Source organism: Terrabacter sp. Ter38, assembly GCF_024519435.1.
GTDB lineage: Bacteria > Actinomycetota > Actinomycetes > Actinomycetales > Dermatophilaceae > Terrabacter.
This window is the reverse complement of sequence record NZ_JALJRZ010000001.1, coordinates 251,420-271,103: the sequence shown is the minus strand read 5'-3', so window position 1 is coordinate 271,103 and position 19,684 is coordinate 251,420. Positions and strand designations below refer to the sequence as shown.

At 71.3% G+C, this 19,684-nt stretch carries 23 protein-coding genes and 1 riboswitch; of the genes, 20 read left to right on the top strand and 3 right to left on the bottom strand.

Going from position 1 to position 19,684, the window contains the following annotated elements; all coding sequences use genetic code 11:
- Positions 1-120: 120 nt before the first annotated feature.
- A complete protein-coding gene (locus NR112_RS01250) occupies positions 121-540 on the bottom strand; it encodes a hypothetical protein (protein ID WP_256792170.1) in 420 nt (139 codons plus the stop codon).
- Positions 541-609: 69 nt separating this feature from the next.
- On the opposite strand from NR112_RS01250, the gene NR112_RS01245 reads away from it, so the two are divergent.
- The 14 genes from NR112_RS01245 (at position 610) to NR112_RS01180 (ending at position 11,509) form a co-directional block, all read left to right on the top strand.
- The gene (locus NR112_RS01245) at positions 610-732 is read left to right on the top strand and encodes a hypothetical protein (RefSeq protein WP_256792169.1); all 123 of its coding nucleotides are present in this window, start codon (positions 610-612) and stop codon (positions 730-732) included.
- A 67-nt stretch (positions 733-799) separates the two neighbouring features.
- Positions 800-2,398, top strand: coding sequence for an NAD(P)/FAD-dependent oxidoreductase (locus tag NR112_RS01240; RefSeq protein ID WP_256792168.1), 1,599 nt, complete (start codon positions 800-802; stop codon positions 2,396-2,398).
- Positions 2,395-2,841: an SRPBCC family protein gene (locus tag NR112_RS01235; RefSeq protein ID WP_256792167.1), complete on the top strand. Its 447-nt coding sequence runs from the start codon at positions 2,395-2,397 to the stop codon at positions 2,839-2,841. The genes NR112_RS01240 and NR112_RS01235 overlap by 4 nt, the downstream gene beginning before the upstream one ends.
- A 139-nt stretch (positions 2,842-2,980) precedes the next feature.
- The gene (locus NR112_RS01230) at positions 2,981-3,910 is read left to right on the top strand and encodes a hypothetical protein (protein WP_256792166.1); all 930 of its coding nucleotides are present in this window, start codon (positions 2,981-2,983) and stop codon (positions 3,908-3,910) included.
- A 169-nt stretch (positions 3,911-4,079) separates the two neighbouring features.
- Positions 4,080-4,192: riboswitch (SAM riboswitch) on the top strand.
- Between the two features lie 247 nt (positions 4,193-4,439).
- Positions 4,440-5,006, top strand: coding sequence for a cysteine dioxygenase family protein (locus tag NR112_RS01225; RefSeq protein WP_256792165.1), 567 nt, complete (start codon positions 4,440-4,442; stop codon positions 5,004-5,006).
- Positions 5,007-5,242: 236 nt separating this feature from the next.
- Positions 5,243-5,905 (top strand): Type 1 glutamine amidotransferase-like domain-containing protein, encoded by a 663-nt coding sequence (locus NR112_RS01220; RefSeq protein WP_256792164.1) that lies wholly within the window; start codon positions 5,243-5,245, stop codon positions 5,903-5,905.
- 220 nt (positions 5,906-6,125) lie between these two features.
- Positions 6,126-6,656 (top strand): carbon-nitrogen hydrolase family protein, encoded by a 531-nt coding sequence (locus NR112_RS01215; RefSeq protein ID WP_256792833.1) that lies wholly within the window; start codon positions 6,126-6,128, stop codon positions 6,654-6,656.
- A 110-nt stretch (positions 6,657-6,766) separates the two neighbouring features.
- Entirely contained in the window at positions 6,767-7,186 is a 420-nt protein-coding gene (locus NR112_RS01210; protein ID WP_256792163.1) for a hypothetical protein, read from the top strand.
- A 36-nt stretch (positions 7,187-7,222) separates the two neighbouring features.
- The gene (locus NR112_RS01205) at positions 7,223-7,876 is read left to right on the top strand and encodes a VWA domain-containing protein (protein WP_256792162.1); all 654 of its coding nucleotides are present in this window, start codon (positions 7,223-7,225) and stop codon (positions 7,874-7,876) included.
- Positions 7,877-7,995: 119 nt separating this feature from the next.
- A complete protein-coding gene (locus NR112_RS01200) occupies positions 7,996-8,556 on the top strand; it encodes a dihydrofolate reductase family protein (RefSeq protein ID WP_256792161.1) in 561 nt (186 codons plus the stop codon).
- 380 nt (positions 8,557-8,936) lie between these two features.
- Positions 8,937-9,470, top strand: a complete 534-nt coding sequence (locus NR112_RS01195) for a GNAT family N-acetyltransferase (protein ID WP_256792160.1) — start codon at positions 8,937-8,939, stop codon at positions 9,468-9,470.
- Positions 9,471-9,632: 162 nt separating this feature from the next.
- Positions 9,633-10,205 (top strand): DUF664 domain-containing protein, encoded by a 573-nt coding sequence (locus NR112_RS01190; RefSeq protein WP_256792159.1) that lies wholly within the window; start codon positions 9,633-9,635, stop codon positions 10,203-10,205.
- Positions 10,206-10,356: 151 nt separating this feature from the next.
- Complete coding sequence (locus tag NR112_RS01185; protein WP_256792158.1) at positions 10,357-11,064, top strand: VOC family protein; 708 nt, start codon at positions 10,357-10,359, stop codon at positions 11,062-11,064.
- A 172-nt stretch (positions 11,065-11,236) separates the two neighbouring features.
- Positions 11,237-11,509, top strand: a complete 273-nt coding sequence (locus NR112_RS01180) for an ANTAR domain-containing protein (protein ID WP_256792157.1) — start codon at positions 11,237-11,239, stop codon at positions 11,507-11,509.
- A 51-nt stretch (positions 11,510-11,560) separates the two neighbouring features.
- On the opposite strand, the gene NR112_RS01175 is transcribed toward NR112_RS01180, so the two are convergent.
- Complete coding sequence (locus NR112_RS01175; RefSeq protein ID WP_256792156.1) at positions 11,561-11,797, bottom strand: hypothetical protein; 237 nt, start codon at positions 11,795-11,797, stop codon at positions 11,561-11,563.
- 436 nt (positions 11,798-12,233) lie between these two features.
- Here NR112_RS01175 and NR112_RS01170 point away from each other — a divergent pair, with 436 nt between their 5' ends.
- The gene (locus NR112_RS01170; protein WP_256792155.1) at positions 12,234-12,416 is read left to right on the top strand and encodes a hypothetical protein; all 183 of its coding nucleotides are present in this window, start codon (positions 12,234-12,236) and stop codon (positions 12,414-12,416) included.
- Positions 12,417-12,558: 142 nt separating this feature from the next.
- On the opposite strand, the gene NR112_RS01165 is transcribed toward NR112_RS01170, so the two are convergent.
- Positions 12,559-14,334, bottom strand: coding sequence for a serine/threonine-protein kinase (locus NR112_RS01165; protein ID WP_256792154.1), 1,776 nt, complete (start codon positions 14,332-14,334; stop codon positions 12,559-12,561).
- Between the two features lie 203 nt (positions 14,335-14,537).
- Between NR112_RS01165 and NR112_RS01160 the strand changes: the two genes are divergently transcribed.
- The 5 genes from NR112_RS01160 to NR112_RS01140 all read left to right on the top strand — a co-directional run bounded on the left by NR112_RS01160 (position 14,538) and on the right by NR112_RS01140 (position 19,684).
- Complete coding sequence (locus NR112_RS01160) at positions 14,538-15,614, top strand: YihY/virulence factor BrkB family protein (RefSeq protein WP_256792153.1); 1,077 nt, start codon at positions 14,538-14,540, stop codon at positions 15,612-15,614.
- A gap of 82 nt (positions 15,615-15,696) precedes the next feature.
- Positions 15,697-16,911 carry an aromatic acid exporter family protein gene (locus tag NR112_RS01155; RefSeq protein ID WP_256792152.1) on the top strand — a complete coding sequence of 405 codons (1,215 nt, stop codon included), beginning with the start codon at positions 15,697-15,699 and terminating at the stop codon, positions 16,909-16,911.
- A gap of 499 nt (positions 16,912-17,410) precedes the next feature.
- On the top strand, positions 17,411-17,806 hold the full coding sequence (locus NR112_RS01150; RefSeq protein WP_256792151.1) for a MerR family transcriptional regulator: 396 nt from the start codon (positions 17,411-17,413) through the stop codon (positions 17,804-17,806).
- A gap of 73 nt (positions 17,807-17,879) precedes the next feature.
- Positions 17,880-18,917: an aldo/keto reductase gene (locus tag NR112_RS01145; RefSeq protein ID WP_256792150.1), complete on the top strand. Its 1,038-nt coding sequence runs from the start codon at positions 17,880-17,882 to the stop codon at positions 18,915-18,917.
- A 113-nt stretch (positions 18,918-19,030) separates the two neighbouring features.
- The gene (locus NR112_RS01140) at positions 19,031-19,684 is read left to right on the top strand and encodes an MBL fold metallo-hydrolase (RefSeq protein WP_256792149.1); all 654 of its coding nucleotides are present in this window, start codon (positions 19,031-19,033) and stop codon (positions 19,682-19,684) included.

Genomic DNA, 19,684 nt, shown 5'->3' with positions numbered 1-19,684 from the left:
AGCCGGGAACGGCTTCTCGACATCCGACCGGTCGCTCGCTCGATGGGAGCGCCGGACGCACCGACGGTCGACCCGACCCGGGGCGACCGCCGGTGGATGCTCGCTCGACGTGCGCCGGCGTCAGTAGGTGACGTCGTCGGCGAACCCGGCGGTGCACAGCGCCCAGATGACGAGGGCATCGAGCGTCAGCAGCACGATGGACCACAGCGGGTAGACCGGGAGCGAGGCGAAGTTGAGCACCATCGAGATCGAGACCGGGACCAGACCGAGGATCCGGCCGATGGGACGCTCGGCGAGGATGAGTCCTCCGATGACGACGAGGACGATGCCCCAGACGAGGTGGATCCATCCCCACGCCGTGACGTCGAAGGCGAAGATGTACCGGGGCGTGTTGACGTACAACGTGTTGTCGAAGAGTGCCGACAGCCCACGGAGGAATTCCAGGATTCCGACGATGAGCAACACCGTCCCCGCGAAGAGCACGGTCCCGTACCTCCAACCGTGCGGGCGGGTCGGAGCGGTGATGGGTGAGCTGGTCATGCGTCCTCCCGGGCTAGGCGATGACTCATCGTCGCCCGGTCTGAGGTGGGCCGTCCTCACCCGGTCGGCATGAGATCGCCTCAGGTGGTGCTCCTCGTGGGACGGGAGGACGACGTCCTCGAGGACGACGTGCTCGAGGTCGGGCGGCCTGAGCGCCGACGCCCGTCGGCCCCGGAGCCGGTGCGGACGTGACGACGGCCCTCGGGTTCGCCCGGCCCGGCACGGGGTACGACGAGCAGGAGACGGACGAAGGGACATCGTGACGACGACGGATGCTGTGGTCATCGGCAGCGGACCCAACGGGCTCGTGGCGGCCAACCTCCTCGTCGACGCCGGGTGGTCGGTCCTCGTGCTCGAGGAGCAGGACCAGCCGGGGGGAGCGGTGTCGAGCGACGACGCCGTCGCGCCCGGGCACGTGCACGACACCTTCAGCTCCTTCTACCCCCTGGCTGCCGCGTCGCCGACGATCCGTGGGCTCCGTCTCGACGAGCACGGGCTCGAGTGGTCCCATGCCCCGTCCGTCCTCGGCCACTCCTTCGGCGGCGGCCGGTGGGGGGTTCTGCACCGGGACCGGGCGGTCACCGCCTCCGGGCTCGACGAGGACGCACCCGGCGACGGCGAGGCGTGGCTGGCCCTCTGCGAGACGTGGGACCGCGTCGGCGGCGACGTGCTGCGCGGACTCCTCAGCCCCTTCCCACCCGTGCGCGGCGGCGTCGGTCTGGCCCGTCAGGTGCTCCGACCGGGTGGGCTGGAGCTGCTGCGGGAGATGACGATGCCGGCCCGCAGCCTGACCGAGCGGCTCTTCCGCGGGGAGGCGGCACGGATGCTCGTGGCCGGCAACGCCGGACACGCCGACATCGGTCTGGAGTCGCCGGGTTCGGCGGCCATGGGTCTGCTCCTCGCCCTGCTGGGCCAGTCCGTCGGCTTTCCCGTCCCACGCGGTGGGGCCGGACGCCTGGCGGCGGCCATGGTGGGTCGGCTCGAGTCGCAGGGAGGCGAGCTCTGCCTCGGCGAGCGAGCCGAGGGCGTACGCGTGGAGGGCGGTCGCGCGGTCGCCGTGCGCACCGCGTCCCGTGAGATCCACGTACGCCGCGCCGTCCTCGCCGACGTGTCGGCGCCCGCCCTGTACGGCGGGCTCGTGCCCTGGGACGACCTGCCGTCACGGCTGCGCCACCGGATGGCGCGATTCGAGTGGGACCCGTCCACCGTCAAGGTCGACTGGGCGCTCGACGGGCCGGTCCCGTGGCACGGCGCACCTGCGGCGGCTCCCGGCACGGTCCACGTCGCCGACTCGATGGACGAGATGACCTTGACCGGGGGACAGGTGGCTGCCGGGCTCGTCCCGGACAAGCCCTTCCTCCTCGTCGGCCAGATGGGGGTGGCCGACGCCTCGAGAGTGCCGACCGGGAGGGAGGCGCTCTGGGCGTACACCCATGTGCCCCAACGGGTTCGCGGTGACGCGGCAGCTGGTCGATCCGGGGTCCGCGAGGTGCGCGGCTCGTGGGACGAGGGCGATCTCGAGGCCATGGCCGAACGCATCGAGCAGCGCATCGAGGACCGGGCCCCCGGGTTCAGGGACCGCATCACGGCCCGACGCGTCCTGGGTCCGCGCGAGCTGGAGGCCCGCGACCGCAACCTCGTCGGCGGAGCCATCAACGGCGGCACGGCGGGACTGCAGCAGCAGCTCGTGTTCAGACCCGTCGCCGGCTCCGGACGTGCCGAGACACCGGTGAAGGGCCTCTACCTCGCGTCCGCCTCGGCGCACCCGGGCGGTGGCGTCCACGGTGCCTGTGGCGCCAATGCCGCACGGGCCGCCCTGTGGCACCACACGATCCAACTGCCTTGGAGGCGCACATGAGCACCACGACACGGACCGTCCACGGCACACCGGAGGCCGTCTTCGACGTTCTCGCCGACGGGTGGAGCTACAGCCAGTGGGTCGTCGGGGCCTCTCGCGTGCGCGACGTGACTCCCGGCTGGCCGGCACCGGACACGCACATCCACCACTCCGTCGGCGCCTGGCCGCTCCTCATCGACGACACGACGACGGTGCGCCGCTGCGAGCGGCCAGAGCTGCTCGAGCTGACGGTGCGTGCCTGGCCGTCCGGTGAGGGCGTCGTGCGGATCACCTGCCGCGCGAGCGGGGCCGACACCGAGGTGACGATGGAGGAGGACGCGACGAAGGGGCCCGCGCTGATCGTCCCGAAGCCGTTGCGCGACGTGGTTCTCGACCGCCGCAACCGAGAGGCGCTCCGGCGTCTGGCGATCCTCGTCGAGCGCACCCAGCCGGACCCGGCCTGACGGTCCGAGGGCTCGCTGCCTCGAGCGCCGCCGGGTGGTGTGCGAACCTTGCGGCAATCTTGCGAAACGCCTGCGCGAGTCTTGGGCAATCCGGACAATTCGGAGGGCTGGTCCCCGCCCTTCGTCCCGGAGCTCCCACATGTTCAGCACCCCTCGTGCCCGCACCACCCGCCTCGTCGCCGGGGTCCTTGCGCTGGCGGGCACCGCTGCAGCATCGGTCGGCATGGCTCCCGGCGCCGCGGCAGCGACCACGGGCAGGGCCGTGACCGCCGCCGCGTCCTCGGCCCAGGACACCCGGGCCCTGTGGGTGTGGGACACGAGCACCCCCGCGGCCACCGTCGACCTCGCCGTGAGCACCGGCATCGACCAGCTCTTCGTCGCCGTCCCGGCGAACCTCGCGACGTCGAGCCAGCTGCCCGACATCAAGGCGCTGAGCGACCGGGCCCGCGCTGCCGGCATCCGGGTGGACGCGCTCGGCGGCGACCCCGGCTGGGTCGACAACCCGACCTGGGTCGTCACCCACTGGCTCAAGCCGGCCAAGAGCTCGGGCCTCTTCACGGGCATCCACGTCGACATCGAGCCCTACTCGACGCCCGCCTGGGGCGCCGACCGGGCCGCCGTCGTCGGGACGTACCTCACGCTGCTCGACAAGCTCAAGGCCAACGCCGGCACCTACCCCATCGAGGCCGACATCCCCTTCTGGTTCAACACGATCCATGCCGTCGCCTCCACGGGCGCGGCCTCGACCCTGGACCGGGAGATCATGAAGCGCACGGCGGGGGTCACCGTGATGTCCTACCGCAACACTGCGTCCGGCACGGACGGGACGCTCGACGTCGCGACCCCCGCCCTCGCCGCCGGCGCCGCGCTCGGCAAGCCCGTGCGCCTCGGTCAGGAGACGAACTATCTCGGCGCGACGTCCGTCGACACGAAGCAGACGTTCTACGGCTGGACCCGCACCGCCATGGAGGGCCAGCTGGCCCAGGTGAACGCCGGGGCGAGGGCGTACGCCACGTACGCCGGGCTGGCGATCCACGACGCCACCGGGTATGCCGCGATGGCCCCCTGACCGGGACCGGAGCGGGAGCGCGGCGGTCTTGCTTCCGTGCACAGGTGCTCGAGCAGCGGGCCCCCTGCCCGCACCGAGGCCATGGACCCCACGGTCCGTGGCCTGGGTGGCATCTCATGAAGTGGGCGCCGCAATATCCCTACCAAATCAGTATGTTAACTTCTCCGTAGGTCATGAGTCCCAGCGACAAGCCCCGGCTTGCTGGGCGGCAACCCTCCTCCGCGGTGGGGTGCCCCGGGTGAGGACCAGGCGTCGACCCCTCGGTCGACGCAAGCGCGGGCTCGACGAGGGCCCCACGGACACAAGGGTTCCCATGACGCACACCACCGAACAGCCTTCCCGCGGTCACACCCTGTGGGCTCACCGCCGCCGGCACGTCGACCTCTCCCGGGTGAGCAGCGCCCTCTGTCGGGGCTGACGACCAGACGAAAGCACGCGCAGCGTGGCCGGCACGGATGGAGTCCGGCCGGAGCGCGCGGCGTCTCCATGGTCCGTCTCGACCCACCCCCACACCTTCAGGAGCCTTGCCATGCCTCTGCACACCCGCCCCGACCGGGCCACCACCCTCACCGCCCTCACCACCCTCACTGCGCCTGGCGCCGGGGCGTCGCCGACGCTCGAAGCGCGGACCACGGTCAACCTCGCCGAGATCGCGCGGCGCCTCGCGGGCGACCGCTCCCTCTGGGCCGGTCTCGTCGACTTCGACCCCATCAGCCGGTACTACGCCCGGATCGCCGCTGAGCCCGACCATGAGGCATGGCTGCTCACCTGGCTCCCGGGCCAGGGGACCGAGTGGCACGACCACGGGCAGAGCGCCGGCTCGTTCGTCGTCCTGCAGGGGCAGCTGAGCGAGCGCGTCGCGGACCTGGCCGCTCCCGACCGGACGCCGCAGGTCGGTGAGGACGTCGGCCGTCTGCGGGCCGGCCAACAGCGCACGTTCGGACGCCGCTACGTGCACCACGTGAGCAACGAGGGTCCGGACCCAGCGGTCAGCCTGCACGTGTACTCCCCGCGCCTCACCGAGATGACCACGTACGCGCTCACCGGCACGAGCCTCCGACCGGTCGACCTGCAGCAGAAGGGAGTCGACTGGTGACTGGCCTGGCTCCGGACGCCGCGCCGGGTGCGACCGGATGACCTCTTCACCACGCTACCGAGCCGATCACACCGCCGCGGCGGAGCGCGGCCGGCTTCGGAGCTGCGAAAGGCTGATCACCCACGGCGTCGCCGGGATGGTCTGTGTGTACGGTGTCAACACCCGGCCCCATCCCGGGCGCCTCCGCCGGCCCGTCCGTTGCCGCGGAGTCCCAGCCATTCCAAGGAGCCCCGGCCATGAAGCTGCTTCTCACCTCGGGCGGCATCAGGAACACGAGCATCCGCGATGCGCTCGTCGGCATGTTGGGCAAGCCGATCTCCGAGTCGGCCGCGCTCTGCATCCCGACCGCGCAGTGGGGGCATCCCAGGTGCGGGCCGCGATCGGTTCACCGCTTCGTCGGTGGCGGGGACCCGGGAGACGCCATGACCTCGCTGGGATGGAAGTCCGTGGGTGTCCTCGAGCTGACCGCCCTACCCACCATCGGCACGGAGCGATGGGTCGAGTGGATCCATGAGGCCGACGTTCTGCTCGTCGACGGTGGCGATGCCACGTACCTGTGTCACTGGCTGCGGCAATCCGGCCTGGTCGACCACCTCTCCTCGCTGACCGACACGACCTGGGTCGGTGTGAGCGCCGGGAGCATGGTCATGGCGCCCCGGATCGGTTCGGACTTCGTCACATGGCCGGCGGCCACCGACGATCGGACCTTGGGGCTCGTCGAGTTCGCGATCTTCCCTCACCTGAACGCCTTCCCGACGAACACCCTTGCGGACGCGGAGCGGTGGGCCGCTGAGATCGGTGGCCCGGCCTATGTCATCGACGAGCAGACCGCCATCAAGGTCGTCGGCGACTCCGTCGAGGTGGTCTCCGAGGGCGAGTGGCACGCGTTCGGGCTGTAACCCATCGCCTGCGTTGGGGGGGTTGTCACGCTCATGAGCAGGCGTGCGACGCACTCGTGGCCCCGTTGTCGCTCCCCGGTGACATCGTGTGCGCATGTCGACCCTTCTCCTCGCCGTCGCCCAGACCGAGATTCGAGTGGATCCGCGCGAGAACGGCGCAACGGTCCGGAGACTCATGCGGGACGCCGCGGCGCGAGGAGCACGGATGGTCCTGTAGGTCATCGCCGACGACGGTCGCGTGGTCGACCGCTACGACAAGCGCCTGCTGTCCAACACCGAGGTCACGCGCTTCTACGCCCCCGGCTTCGAGCCGGGGGTGTTCGAGGTGGACGGCTTCCGGTTCGGTCTCGCGGTGTGCGTCGAGATCAACTTCCCAGACCTGTTCATCGAGTACGAGCAGCTGGGCGTGGACTGCCTCTTGGTTCCCGCCTACCCCGTCGACTCGATCTTCGCGACCAAGGCCCGCGCCTACGCGGCGATCCACAACGTCTGGGTTGCCCTGTCCATCCCGGCGCAGAGCACCGGACTCTTGCTCTCCGGGCTCATCGGTCCGGACGGCCAGGTTCTCGCTGAGGTCGAGGCGACGGACGAGCTGCGGGTGGCAGAGCTCGACCCGAACGAGCCGGTCAATCACCACGCCCTGACCGTCAAGCGACCGTGGAGAGCGCAGGCCCGCGCGGGAGAGGTCTACCGGGACCATCGGGTCACCGACCCTCGCAGTGTGAGTCCCGCACGGCGTTCTAGGCCCTGACGGCCTCGGTTGCCGGCCCCTGGTGGCTCTGGGCTCTCGGCGAGACGACGCCCCCGGCCGCATCGGCTCAACTCTTGCGGGGCCGCAGTTACTGCGCCTACTCTGGATGGATGAGCGACGCACGACGGCCCCTCCCGGCCGAGACGGAGCTGGCCCTGCGCACGGCGGTCGACGCCGCGCGTGAGGCGCTCGACCGCACCGACGCCTCCCACCCCCTCGACGCGTTGCCACTCCTGCGAGCCGCTCAGGAGCACCTGACATCCGCTGTCGACGAGGCGATGGCGGCGGTACTCGTGGCAGAGGGCGGCACGATCCGGACGGCCGGCGCCCTGGCCGGCCTGTCGGAGAACGCCGTCGGGCCCCGCCTGGCCCGCACCAGCCTGCTCGGCGCCTACGGATCCGAGGCCGGACGCGTCACGGCAGCCGGCGTGGAGCGTGCCCGCTACGACCTCGAAGAAGGACGCCACCGGACTGCGCCCGAGCCGCCGCACCGTCCGCTGCGCTTCCGCGCCCGCCGCAGCAGCACCTGACGATCACCAGCACAGCCCGACCACGGAGGAGACGCCATGACGAACCCGAACCTCACGCACCTCTACTTCCTGCTCGACCGAAGCGGGTCGATGCAGTCGATCAAGGACGACACCGAGGGCGGCTACGACGCCTTCGTCGCCGAGCAGCGCAACCAGCCCGGCGAGTGCCTGGTCACCCTGGCGCAGTTCGACGACCAGTACGAGGAGGTCTACCGGGACGTACCCGTGGCCGACGTGCCGCCGCTGTCCCTGTCACCGCGGGGCTCCACGGCCCTGCTCGACTCCATCGGACGCCTCCTCGGCGAGGCCGGCGGCCGCCTCGCCGCCCTGCCCGAGCACGAGCGTCCGGGCGTCGTCATCGTCGGCATCATGACCGACGGCCACGAGAACTCCTCGCACGAGCTCACCCACGCCCAGGTCAAGGCGCTCATCGAGCGGCAGACCTCCGAGTTCGCGTGGCAGTTCCTGTACATGGGCGCTGACCAGGACGCCATCGAGGTCGGGTCGAGCATCGGCGTCGCTGCCACCAACTCGATGACCTACGGTCGCGGCCGGGTCGCCGCCGCCATGGCGGCCACCTCGCGCAACATCGGGCTGACCCGCTCGGCCGTCGCCGCAGGCGCCTCCGCCCAGGAAGCGGCCGTGCACCTCGCTTTCGACGACGAGCAGCGTCGAGCCGCCACCGGGTGACGCGTCGCCGGGCCGCCACTGCGTCGACCAGGGAATCGGGCGCCGATGGGACAACCGCCGACGGTCGTTCGAGTACCGTCCGGTGAAACGCGCTGCGCGCTTCAAGGGAGAGCAACGAGATGAGACCGCTTCGGTACTCGATCAACGTCACACTCGACGGCTGCTGCCACCACGAGGCGGGGCTGCCCCCCGACGAGGAGTCGATGCGCTACTGGACCGCTGAGCTGGAACGAGCCGATGCCCTGCTGTTCGGCAGGGTGACCTACGAGATGATGGAGTCGGCGTGGAGGCGGCCGGCCACGGGAACGTGGCCCGACTGGATGGGTGAGTTGGAGCTCCCGTTCGCCGAGACCATCGACGCGGCGGACAAGTACGTCGTGTCGAGCACGTTGACCGAGGCCGACTGGAATGCCGAGCTGGTCCACGGCGACGTGGGGCAGGCGGTTCAGCGGCTCAAGGACCAGCCGGGTGAGGGCCTGTTCGTGGGCGGCGTCACCCTTCCGCTGGCGTTGGCAGATCTGGGACTGATCGACGAGTACGTGTTCCTCGTGCAGCCGGTCCTGGCTGGACACGGGCCGACGTTGCTCGCCGGTCTGCGCGAGCGCATCCGGCTCGAGCTCGTGGATCGGCGTGAGTTCAGGTCGGGGACGGTCGCCCTGCGATACCGGCCCAGGTCGTGACGACCTGACGTTCGAGGTGAAGCCGTCGCCCACCTCGACGACGAGCAGGTAGCGCCAGGGACGTTGGCAGCCGCGCGAGTTCGTCCTGCCGCTACCGGACGCGACTGCCGACGGGTCCGCCCGCACGGAGGGTGACGTCCTCGTCGACGACCACGACGAAGGCGGGCTGACCGCTGACCAAGAGCTGTTCCTCGTGCTGCGGGGCTGCGAGAGCCAGTTGCGGCCGGACCAGCGAGGCCCTCGACCATCTCCGGCAGGCCAGGGAGATGTCGGATGAGTTCAGGACGTCGGTACGGACGGACTCCGACCTCGATCCGATTCGGGAGGAACCGGTGTTCCACGAACTGATGAGGCAGTGGGTCGTTCGCTAGGTTGCGCCCATGCGGACCATCACCTCGGCGCGACTGGTTCTTAGGCCATGGGAGGCCGGCGACGCCGACTTCCTCCTCGACCTCGAAGGCCGATGGGAGGTCGTGCGCTACCTGGGGGCCCACCCGAGGACGATGACCTCCCGTAGTCAGGCGCTCGCCTCGATCGAACGCCGGCGCGCCATCAGCGGGCACCCGGTCCACGGCATCTGGATCATCACCGACCGCGACGGAGCCCGGCTGGGAAACCTTCTGCTCAAACCCATTCCATTGTCCGCAGGCGAAGTTCCAGCCCACCCGGCGGACGTGGAGATCGGCTGGCAGCTCCATCCGGACGCGTGGGGCGAGGGATACGCGACCGAGGCAGCGCTGGCGGTGTCCATCGACGCGTTCGTTCGCGGTCAGCGCCGGATCATCGCCGTGACCCATCCTGGCAACTACGCCTCGCAAGCCGTTTGCCGGCGCATCGGCATGCGCCACGTGGGCGCGACCACCCGTTACATGGACACGCCGTGCGAGCTGTTCGAGCTGACCCAGGACGGTTGAGCCTTCCTGCCGCCGGACGTGGTTGCCGAACTCTCGCAACGAGGTATGCCGACGTGTGACGCCACGACCGGTGCCGCCGCGGCAGCAGCGGGATGTCGACCAGTTCGCGGATGATCGGGTTTGCGGACGTCGCTCGTCCGGATGTGTTTCTAGGGTGAGCGCATGACGAGCACCTTCGGCTTCACGCCCGGCCAGCCACCGGAGTGGGACATCGAGCGCTTCATGAGGGGCGACGAGGTCGACACCGCCGTGATCACCCTGGAGCGCAACCGGCTGACCTTCGCGTGGAAGTGCGCGGACGTCGCTGCCGCAGGGATGAGTCTTCGGCTGGGCGCGTCCTCCGTCACGCTCGGCGGCCTGCTCAAACACCTGGCGTGGGTCGAGGAGCTCTACTTCCAGCACCGGCTCGCCGGTCGTGCGTTCAGGTCGCCCTTCGACGCGCTGGATCTCGAGAAGGACTGGGACGACTGGGCCTGGACCACAGCGGCCGACGACACCCCTGACGCCCTTCGTGCGCTCTGGGTCGAGACCGTGCACCGCTCCCGGGAGTCGCTGACGGAGGCGCTGTCGCGCGGCGGCCTGGAGCAGACGACCCACGAGGGGATGAGCGTGCGCCGTTTGCTGGCTGACATGGTCGAGGAGTACGCCCGCCACACCGGACACGCCGACCTGCTCCGCGAGCAGGTCGACGGAGCGACGGGAGAAGGTGCCCCGAGCGACTTCCCGGTGCCCTGATACCGCCGGTTCGCGGTCGGCCACCGGTCAGAGCAAGGGTGGTGGCGTCTGGCATCGAGGGGACCCGATCGCGAACCGTGGCGACGACGACGGAAACGGACCGACGTCTCAGAGGCGTCAGCCGTGGTGATCGCAGCTATGGTCCCCGTCTATGGACATGCTGAGGAGCGCAGAGATCGCCGAGGCCAACCTGAGCGAGTGGCGAAAGCTGGCCCAGGGCCTTCACGCCCGCTATCTGGTCGACGGATTCGGCGCGGGCGTCCGGTTCGTCGCCGCGGTGGGCGACGCGGGTGACGCGCTCGAGCACCACCCGCACGTGTCGATCGGCACGGAGTGTGTCGACCTCAAGCTCGTCAGCGACGACGCCATCTACCGCGACGACGAAGGCACCGAGCACGTCGTCGAATGGGTGACCCAGCAGGACGTCGACCTCGCGCGACGGATCACCGAGATCGCCGCCGACCACGGGCTCCGGGCCGACCCGGCGTCGGTCAGCGACATCGAGCTCGGCCTCGACACCGCGCGCTCGTCGACGATCGCCCCGGTCTGGGCCGCCCTCCTCACAGGAAGCGCCGAGTCCCAAGGACGCGGGACGCCCAGCGACGAGATCCGGGACGCCACCGGGCGCGTGCCCAACCTGTGGTTCGGGGATGCTGACGAGCAGCAGACCACGGGTCAGCGGTTCCACGTCGAGGTCTACGTGGCGCCCGAGGCGGCCGAGCAACGGATCGCCGCCGTGCTGGCCGCGGGCGGGACCGTCGTCGACGACAGCGACGCGCCCGCGCTCACCGTGATCGCCGACCAGGACGGCAACAGGGGAGTCCTCTGCGTCGACGTGGCCGCGGTGAAGCAGGGCTGAAGCTCCTGGCAGTCGGCGCCAGGCCTGGGCCCGCGTGCCCGGTGACACCACTGGCGGACCCGAGATCGCGTGACCACGTTCGGTCGGGGCCGGGCGCTTCCGGCCCGACGTCACCCGAGCGGGTCAGGGCCTGCAGGGTCGCCGCCGAGGTGAGAACCGGATGGTGTCGGGTATGCACATCGACGTGATCACGTCGTCAGCACCCGGATCCCGTCACGGTCGGTCGGAGGGCAGCATCGGCCTGAGCACAGCATCCTCGAGTCGCTCAGGACCGGCCGACGGCCTCGACCTCGCCGTGGCCGTCGACCTCGTCATGCTGCAGCGCGGCCTGACCGCCGACGAGGCCCATGAGCTGCTGCGCGGTCTCGCCGAGGCGACCGGCCGTGACCTCGAGGCCGTGGCGAGCGACGTCATCGACCTCGGGACCTCGCGCCTGCCGCGCTGACGACGACCGCGGATCTCGCGCCCTCGTCCGCGAGTGGCCGGCCGATGTCGGCTAGGGCTCCGGGGGAGTCTCGCCGTTGGCCACGGTCTCGACCCAGTCGACGGCCGCGTCCGAGAGTTCCAGTCCGTCAGGCCCTCGGTCGGCGACCCACCAGGCGTCGGGGTCGACGGGACCGCTGACTCGTGTGATGTCCGCGACGACGTCGAGCGGGAGGGGTTCGCCGTTGTGGGCGACGATCCAGTCCCGGGTCTCGGGTCGCACCGCCGACCACCACGTCTCGAGTGACATGAGCCCACTGTCCCAGCCTCGCCGAGGTACGTCGAGGGCCTCAGCCTGCCGGCCGAGGAATTCGAGGCACAGGCTCGAGCAGCCGCCGCACGACGAGCCGGCTCAGCAGGAGCGCGAGGATGAGCAGCGCCCACTTTTTCACCGAGACGACCATCTGTCGGTGCGGCACCTCCACCCGCATCCGCAAGGCGATCCGGGACCGGGCGGAGCGCAGGTAGCGCCGCCGCCTGGAGGTCGCCTAGCGGTCGGTCGACGGCCCACGAGGGCCGCGCGCCACTGACAGCGGCCGTCGGCACACCATCCCTTGCACGTTCCTTGAGACTTTCTTGCAGAAAATCGGGCAATAGGGACGTATCCGCCCTTTGCGGCTGGTACACCTACTCCTGGACACCGGCCACAGGGTAGAGCCGGGTGCCGCGAACCCGGGAGAACCACGATGAGCGCAGTGACGGCGGCCGACGACGAGACGTTCGTGACCGTGATGACCGGCAGCGAGCGGGCAGCGATGCTCGAGCGTCTCGCGCAGGTGTGCACGACGAGCGTGGTCGCACCGGTCGGCGCGGCGCGGAACCGAGCAGGGCACTCCGCTCGTTCACTGGTCATGTGGCGTTGCCCCTGACGGGATCGCCCGTCATCGTCGGGCCACACCCCGAGCACCCCGCCGTCCGCGGCGCCCCGCCCCGGAACTGAGGCACGGCCACCCGAACGCGGTCGGCGGGGGCTCGACACACCTCGGCGCACGCGTCGCCGAACCGTTGCCGTCAGAGCTGGCGGCTGCTGAGCACCGACGAGCGGTCGATCTTGAGGATCCCGCCGTCGTCGACGAGGGAGTATGCCGTCCGCTCCTCGAAGCGACGCCCGTCGTCGAAGGCGTAGCGCAAGGTCGCGACGACCGACCCCGGTGCCGACCCGGTCGCCTGGCGGACGTCGACCGAGGCGACGGAGCCCCAGAAGCGCTCGTAGGTCGCACGGCTGCCGGCAGTCGTGGACCGGTAGCGGTCGGTCAGGCGTGCCCACCCCGCGTCCGTGTCCCCGGGGAGCAGTGCGTAGTAGTCGCGAACGGCACGGGCGAGCTCGCCGTCCGTCGTGGCGCCTGTGCGTGTCGACGGGGCCGTCGAGGTCGTGGCCGGCGGGTTCGACGGGGTCGACGGCGTCGAGGGGCGGGGGCTCTGCGGTGTCGTCGTCGTGGGTGAGGGCGTCTCGGCGCGGGACGTGGTGGGAGGCGTCGTCGGTCGCGTGGCGGTCGTGGTCCTCGGGCTGCTCGACGCGACGGGCGGCGCCGCCTGCCCGCCGGCGTCTGTCGTGTCGCGCTGCAGGCCCCAGACGGCGAGACCGGCCCCGCCGAGCACGACGAGGACGACGAGGAGGAGCACGGCGACCCGGCGGCGGTCGGGGCCGCGTCCGTCCTGGTCCACGTCATCGCCGGCCTCCCCACGGTCGCCGCTGTCGCGACCGTGGTCGTCGGGCCGCGGCGCCGCGGACGGTGGAGCCGGGAGGGCCGGGTCCGGCGAGCGGACGGCGGCGGGTGCAACGGGCGACGGCAAGCGGGTCGTGCCCGGGGTGGGGCCGCCGAGGTCGTCGCTCGCGTCCGCGGCCACAGCTCCGGCCGCGCCGGGTTCGGCCCCGATGGCCCCACCCGTGGGGAGGACACGGGTCCGGTCAGGTCGGTCGGCAGGTCCCTCGCCTGACGGGGTCGTCGACCCGCTGCGAGGCGGACCTCCGGCAGCGACCTCGGCGAGGTCGGCCGAGACGTCCTGCATCGAGGGACGGTCGTCGGGTGACGCGGCGAGCATCGCGAGCAGGACAGGGGCGAGCGGACCGTCCCCGGGCGGCGTGATCGAGCCGGAGGCCACCCGGTGCAGCAGGGCCATCGGGTTGTTTCCGGTGCCGAACGGCGGCGAGCCCTCGACGGCGGCATAGAGGGTCGCGCCGAGGGAGAAGACGTCCGAGGCCGGGCTCGACGGTGCCCCGCGCGCGACCTCCGGGGCAAGGTAGGCCGGGGTGCCGGTCACCATGCCGGTCGAGGTGAGGGACACGTCGCCGACGGCGTGCGAGATCCCGAAGTCGGTGATGCGGGCCGTGCCGTCCTCGGCGACGAGCACGTTGCCCGGCTTGACGTCGCGGTGCACGATGTCGGCGCGGTGCGCGGCCGCAAGGGCCGATGCGAGCTCTGCGCCGAGCTTGGCGACGTCACGCACCGGCAGGGGGCCGCGCTCGGCCAGCACCGCGTGCAGGCTGCGCGACGGGAGATACTGCATGACGAGGCACGGCTGGCCGTCGTGGTCGACGACGTCGAAGACGGGCACCGCGTTGGGGTGGTGCAGGCGGGCCGTGTTGCGGGCCTCCCGCATCGCGCGTGCGTGGGCGACGCGGGCATCGGCCTCGTCGAGGCCGACGGGCGAGTGCAGCTGCTTGAGGGCCACGGCGCGGCTCAGTCGCTCGTCCCAGGCCAGCCACACGTGGCCCATGCCGCCGGAGCCGATCCGGTTCATGAGCCGGTAGCGTCCGGCGATGAGGTCAGGCGATACGTCCACCATGCGCGGCCTCTCCCTCCGGTTCGTGTCGGCTCGTGCCGACGTGCGGTCGGTCGTGCCCGCCGTGCGAAGGCGACCACCTGCCCTCTCGGGCGACGCGTAGGGCTTCGTACCCACAGCAGCGCCCCATGCTGCCATTGCCCGACGACGAGCCGAGACCGGGCCCGTCCCGTGCGGCCGTCGCACCCACTGGGTACGGGCAGGGAATGGCACCAGCAAGCGACCCCTCACGCAGCAGCCGTGGCCACGCACGGTCCGACACTCCCGACACTCCCGACACCCCCGACACCCCCGACACGCCTGACACCCCCGACAATCCCGAGAGTCCGTCCGACCTGCCACGGTCCTCGCTCGTCGCGGCCCTCAAGAGGGCCCGGGTCGAGTTCAAGCGGGACAACCTCACCGACCTCGCCGCCTCGTTGACCTACTACGGCCTGCTCTCGATCGCCCCGGCTCTCGCCGTGCTCGTCGCGGCGCTCGGACTGCTCGGCCGCGACGCCACCGCGCAGGTCGTCCTCCAGGTCCAGGCGATCGCGCCCGGGTCGAGCGCGGACTTCGTGCGCACGCTCATCGTCCAGGCACAGGCGAACCGGACGAGCGCCGGCTTCGGGGCGGTCCTCGGACTGCTCGTGGCGCTCTGGTCGGCCTCGGGCTACGTCTCGGCGTTCATGCGGGCGTCCAACGTCATCTACGACATCCCAGAGGGTCGCCCGATCTGGAAGACGGTGCCCATCCGCGTCGGGGTGACCTTGTTCGCCGTCGTCGTCATGGTCGCCAGCGCGGTGATCGTCGTCGTCAGCGGGCCGGTGGCCGAGCAGGTCGGCAACCTCATCGGGGCAGGTGACACGGCCCTTCTCGTGTGGGGGGTGCTCAAGTGGCCCGTGCTGCTGGTCCTCGTGTCGGTGCTCTTCGCCGTGCTCTTCTGGGCCAGTCCCAACGCGAAGCAGGGAGGCGTCAAGTGGGTCAGCCCCGGAGGTGTCATCGCCGTGCTGATCTGGCTCGTCGTCTCGGGACTCTTTGCCGTCTACGTCGCACTGTTCTCGTCGTACAACAAGACCTACGGGTCCCTGGCCGGTGTCGTCATCTTCCTCGTCTGGCTGTGGCTGACGAACATCGCGATCCTGCTCGGCGCCGAGGTCAACGCCGAGCTCGACCGGAGCCGTGCAATCGCCGAGGGTGTCCCGGAGGACCTCGAGCCGTTCGCTGAACCGCGGGACACCCGCGCCATGGACGACATCGACAAGCGTGCCGTCGAAGAGGCGTCGGAGCGCAGGTCCTCGTGAGCGTCTCCGCCTGGATGCCGCGGGCGGGGGAACGGGGACCGGTGGTGGCCGGACGTCCGGATGCGACGGCGGGTGTCCGCACGTGAGCCAGTGGCAGGACGACGCCAACCAGCGGCTGCGGGCCCTGCGTCGGGCGCTGCACCAGCCCGGGCCGGAGCGCGACGCCCTGCTGCTCCTCGTCAAGGCGGCGATCGCGACCGTCCTCGCGTGGCAGTTCGCGGTGCGGGTGCTCGACAGCCCGGTCCCGTTCTACGCGCCGATGGCCGCCCTCCTCGTCGTCGACCGCACGATGGTGCGTTCCCTGGCGGCCAGCGCCCAGCGCATCGCCGCCGTCGTGCTCGGGCTCAGCGTCGCGTGGGTCGTCGCCACGGTCTTCGGGGTCACGTGGTGGACGATGTTCGGGGTCATCCTCGTCGCGCTCGTCATCGGACGGTGGTCGCGTCTGGGGGAGCACGGCATCCAGGTGCCGGCCATGGTGCTCCTGTCGCTCATCACCGCCGGTGGCACCGACGAGCACTTCACCTACCTGACGATCGTCGAGACGGTGGTCGGCGGCATCATCGGGGTGGCGACCAACGCCATCGTGCTGGCACCGCTGCACCTGACCAAGCCGCGTCAGCGGGTGTCGGCGCTCGCGCGACAGGTGCGTGAGCTCCTCGAGGAGATGGCCTCCGGGCTCCGCGGTGACTGGGACGTCCAGTCGGCGCGTCGGTGGTACCGCCGTGGGGGCGAGATCGGCGACAAGGCGCCGTACATCGTCGACGACATCCGCACCGGTCGCGAGAGCATGCGCTTCAACCTGCGTGACAACATCCGTCCCGCAGACGTCGACTGGGACGGCTACGAGCGCACCGTCACGACGCTCCGACGGACCGTCTGGGAGGTCACGGGCATCGGCCGCACCCTCGTCGATGCTGCTGACGAGCGGCGTCGACGGCCCGCGCCCTCGGCCACGTTCCTCGCGGAGTACGCCGACGCACTCGACGGGATGGCACAGGCCGTGTCACAGCTGGGCCGACACGACCACGACGCGACCCGGCGGTTCGACGAGGGCACGGCCCGGGCTCGCGAGGTCCTCGCCTCGCTGAGCGAGCAGGTGCGCACGACGCCCCTCGAGGACCCCGAGCAGTGGCCCGTCTACGGCTCGCTCATCAGCGACTCGCAGCGGGCCGTCGCCGAGCTCGAGTCCGCCCGCGAGGCGGCGGTCGTCCCGGGGGACACCGGATCGCTGCGGCCGCCGCCACCCGCAGCAGGGCTGTGGTCCCGACTCCGACGTCACGGGCAGCCCCATCGCTGACGTCGTCCGGCTACCGACGCGTAACCCTCGGGCGTGTCACGTCGTTCCCACAGCACGCGGCCACGAGGTGCGCGTCCAGCGCGGTCGTTCCGCGGGGGCCGGTGAGGGGGCCGGCGGGCCCGCCCCGTTCGGTCGCCTGCCGAGGAAGAGAGGAGCGACCCGTGCCGGCACCCGTCGCATCCGAGACCGTCGTCCCGCCCGACCGCGCCGTGACCCGGGCGGATGCTCCACGCATACCGCCACGTCCCTCAGCCGCGCACCGCACCGCGAGGGGTTCCACGTGAGCCACGAGGGGTGCGCCGCGCACCGCGCCCCCGGCTGGGAGTGCTGGACGTGGCCCGCAGCCCAGGAGCGACGCCTCGCTCCGACGCGCGGCGTCGGCCGTCGTCGCCAACGTCTGCTCCGCGTCGCCGTGTGCCGGCCCGTGTCGGGTGGACGCGAGCACGACAGTCGTCCGCCTGCTTGACTTCGAGTGCGCTCGAAGCGCCAGCATGGTCCGGTGACCGTCATCGCACCGCCCCAGGGCCTGACCATCGCCGAAGCCTCCGAGCGCACCGGCCTGACCACGCACACGCTGCGTTACTACGAGCGCGACGGGCTGATGCTGCGCGGCGTCGGCCGCACGAGCTCGGGCCATCGCGTCTACACCGAGCGCGACCTCACGTGGGTCCGGATGCTGACGCGCCTGCGCGCCACCGGGATGCCGATCCGCGAGGTCAAGGCGTATGCCGCCCTGTGCCGTTCGGGAGACGGGAACGAGACCGAGCGGCTCGCGCTGCTCCAGAACCACCGGGCACGGGTGCTGGCGCAGCTCGCCGAGGTCACCGAGCACCTCGGCGCCATCGACAACAAGATCGGGATCTACCAGTCCGCGCTCGAGCGCGCCGACGCCTGAGGCTCCTGCGGCAGCGCCGTTCGTGTGCGATCCGCTTGACTTCGAGCACGCTCGAAGGGTTTGACTCGATCGCATGACCCAGAACTCCGCGACCACCGCCCCCGCCGGCACGCCGGCACCGCTCGGCACGCGCACCCTCGGCACGGCGTCGCCCTTGACCGTCTCGACCATCGGACTCGGCTGCATGGGGATGTCCGAGTTCTACGGCACGGGTGACGAGGCCGCCGCCGTCGCGACGATCCGCCGCGCCCTCGACGTCGGCGTCACCTTCCTCGACACGGCCGACATGTATGGGCCGTTCACCAACGAGAAGCTCGTCGGTCGGGCCCTCGAGGGTCGCCGTGAGGGCGTCGTCCTCGCCACGAAGTTCGGCAACGAACGGGCCCAGGACGGCACGCGGCTCGGCATCAACGGCCGACCTGACTACGTCCGCCGCGCGGCGGACGCCTCCCTCCAGCGGCTCGGAGTCGACCACCTCGACCTCTACTACCAGCACCGCGTGGACCCGACCGTCCCGATCGAGGAGACCGTCGGTGCGATGGCCCAGCTCGTCGAGGCGGGCAAGGTCGGCCACCTCGGTCTCTCGGAGGCGTCGCCCTCGACCATCCGACGGGCCCACGCCGTGCACCCGATCACCGCGCTCCAGACCGAGTACTCCCTCTTCACCCGCGATGTCGAGGACGAGATCCTCCCGACGTTGCGCGGACTCGGCATCGGGCTGGTGCCCTACTCGCCCCTCGGACGCGGCATCCTCACCGGAGCCATCACCTCGCCCGACGACCTCGAGGACGGCGACTCACGCCGGACCGCCTACTTCCCACGCTTCCAGGGGCAGGCCCTCGAGTCGAACCTGGCCCTCGTGGCGCGGGTGCGCGAGATCGCCGCTTCGAAGGGGGCGACCGCCGGACAGCTCGCCCTCGCCTGGGTCCTCTCCCAGGGCGACGACGTCGTGCCGATCCCCGGCACGAAGCGGGTCCGCTACCTCGAGGAGAACGTCGGGGCGGCATCCGTGCGGCTCACCGACGAGGACCTGGCCGCGATCGAGGAGGCCGTGCCGAGGGCAGCGGTTCAGGGTGCCCGCTACGGCGACATGTCGAGCATCGACTCCTGAGTCCTTGCGTGGCGGCCGTTCCCGCGCAGACGTGCGCCTGGTCGGAGCAGCGTTCCGGGGCGGGCGGGGCGCGGCGGCGGTGGGGTCGAGCAGGACCGTGATTAGGTGGTGGCATGCGCGTCACTCACCTCGGACATGCCTGCCTCCTCGTCGAGGCCGCTGACCGCCGCATCCTCATCGACCCGGGCAGCTTCTCGACGGGCTTCGAGGACCTGACCGGCCTCGACGCGGTCCTCGTGACCCACAACCACGCCGACCACTTCGACCCGGCGCGGGTCGGCGCCCTGATCCGCGCCAACCCAGGGGCCACGGTGCACACCGACCCCCTGACGGCCGGGAAGCTGCGCGACGAGGGCCTGGCAGCGGTGCCGTCCCAGCAGGGCGAGGACTTCAGCGTCGGTGACGTCACGGTCACCCCGGTCGGCGAGCTGCACGCCTTCAACCACGAGGCGATGCCGCGCATCCCCAACGTGGGTGTCGTCCTTCGGGCCGTCGGCGAGCCCTCCCTCTTCCACCCGGGCGACGCCTACGACGGCGAGCCCGGCCCGGTCGACGTCCTCGCCCACCCGCTCAGCGCCCCGTGGGCCGCGAGCCGGGACTCCATCGCCTTCGTCGGGCGCATCGCCCCGAAGGTCTTCATCCCCATCCACGACGCGCTGCTCAGCGACGTCGGGCACCGGATGTACTCCGGCCACATCGAGCAGTTCTCCGGTGTCGACGGCCTCACGTACACTCCGCTGCGCGACGCCGAGTCCGCGACGTTCTGA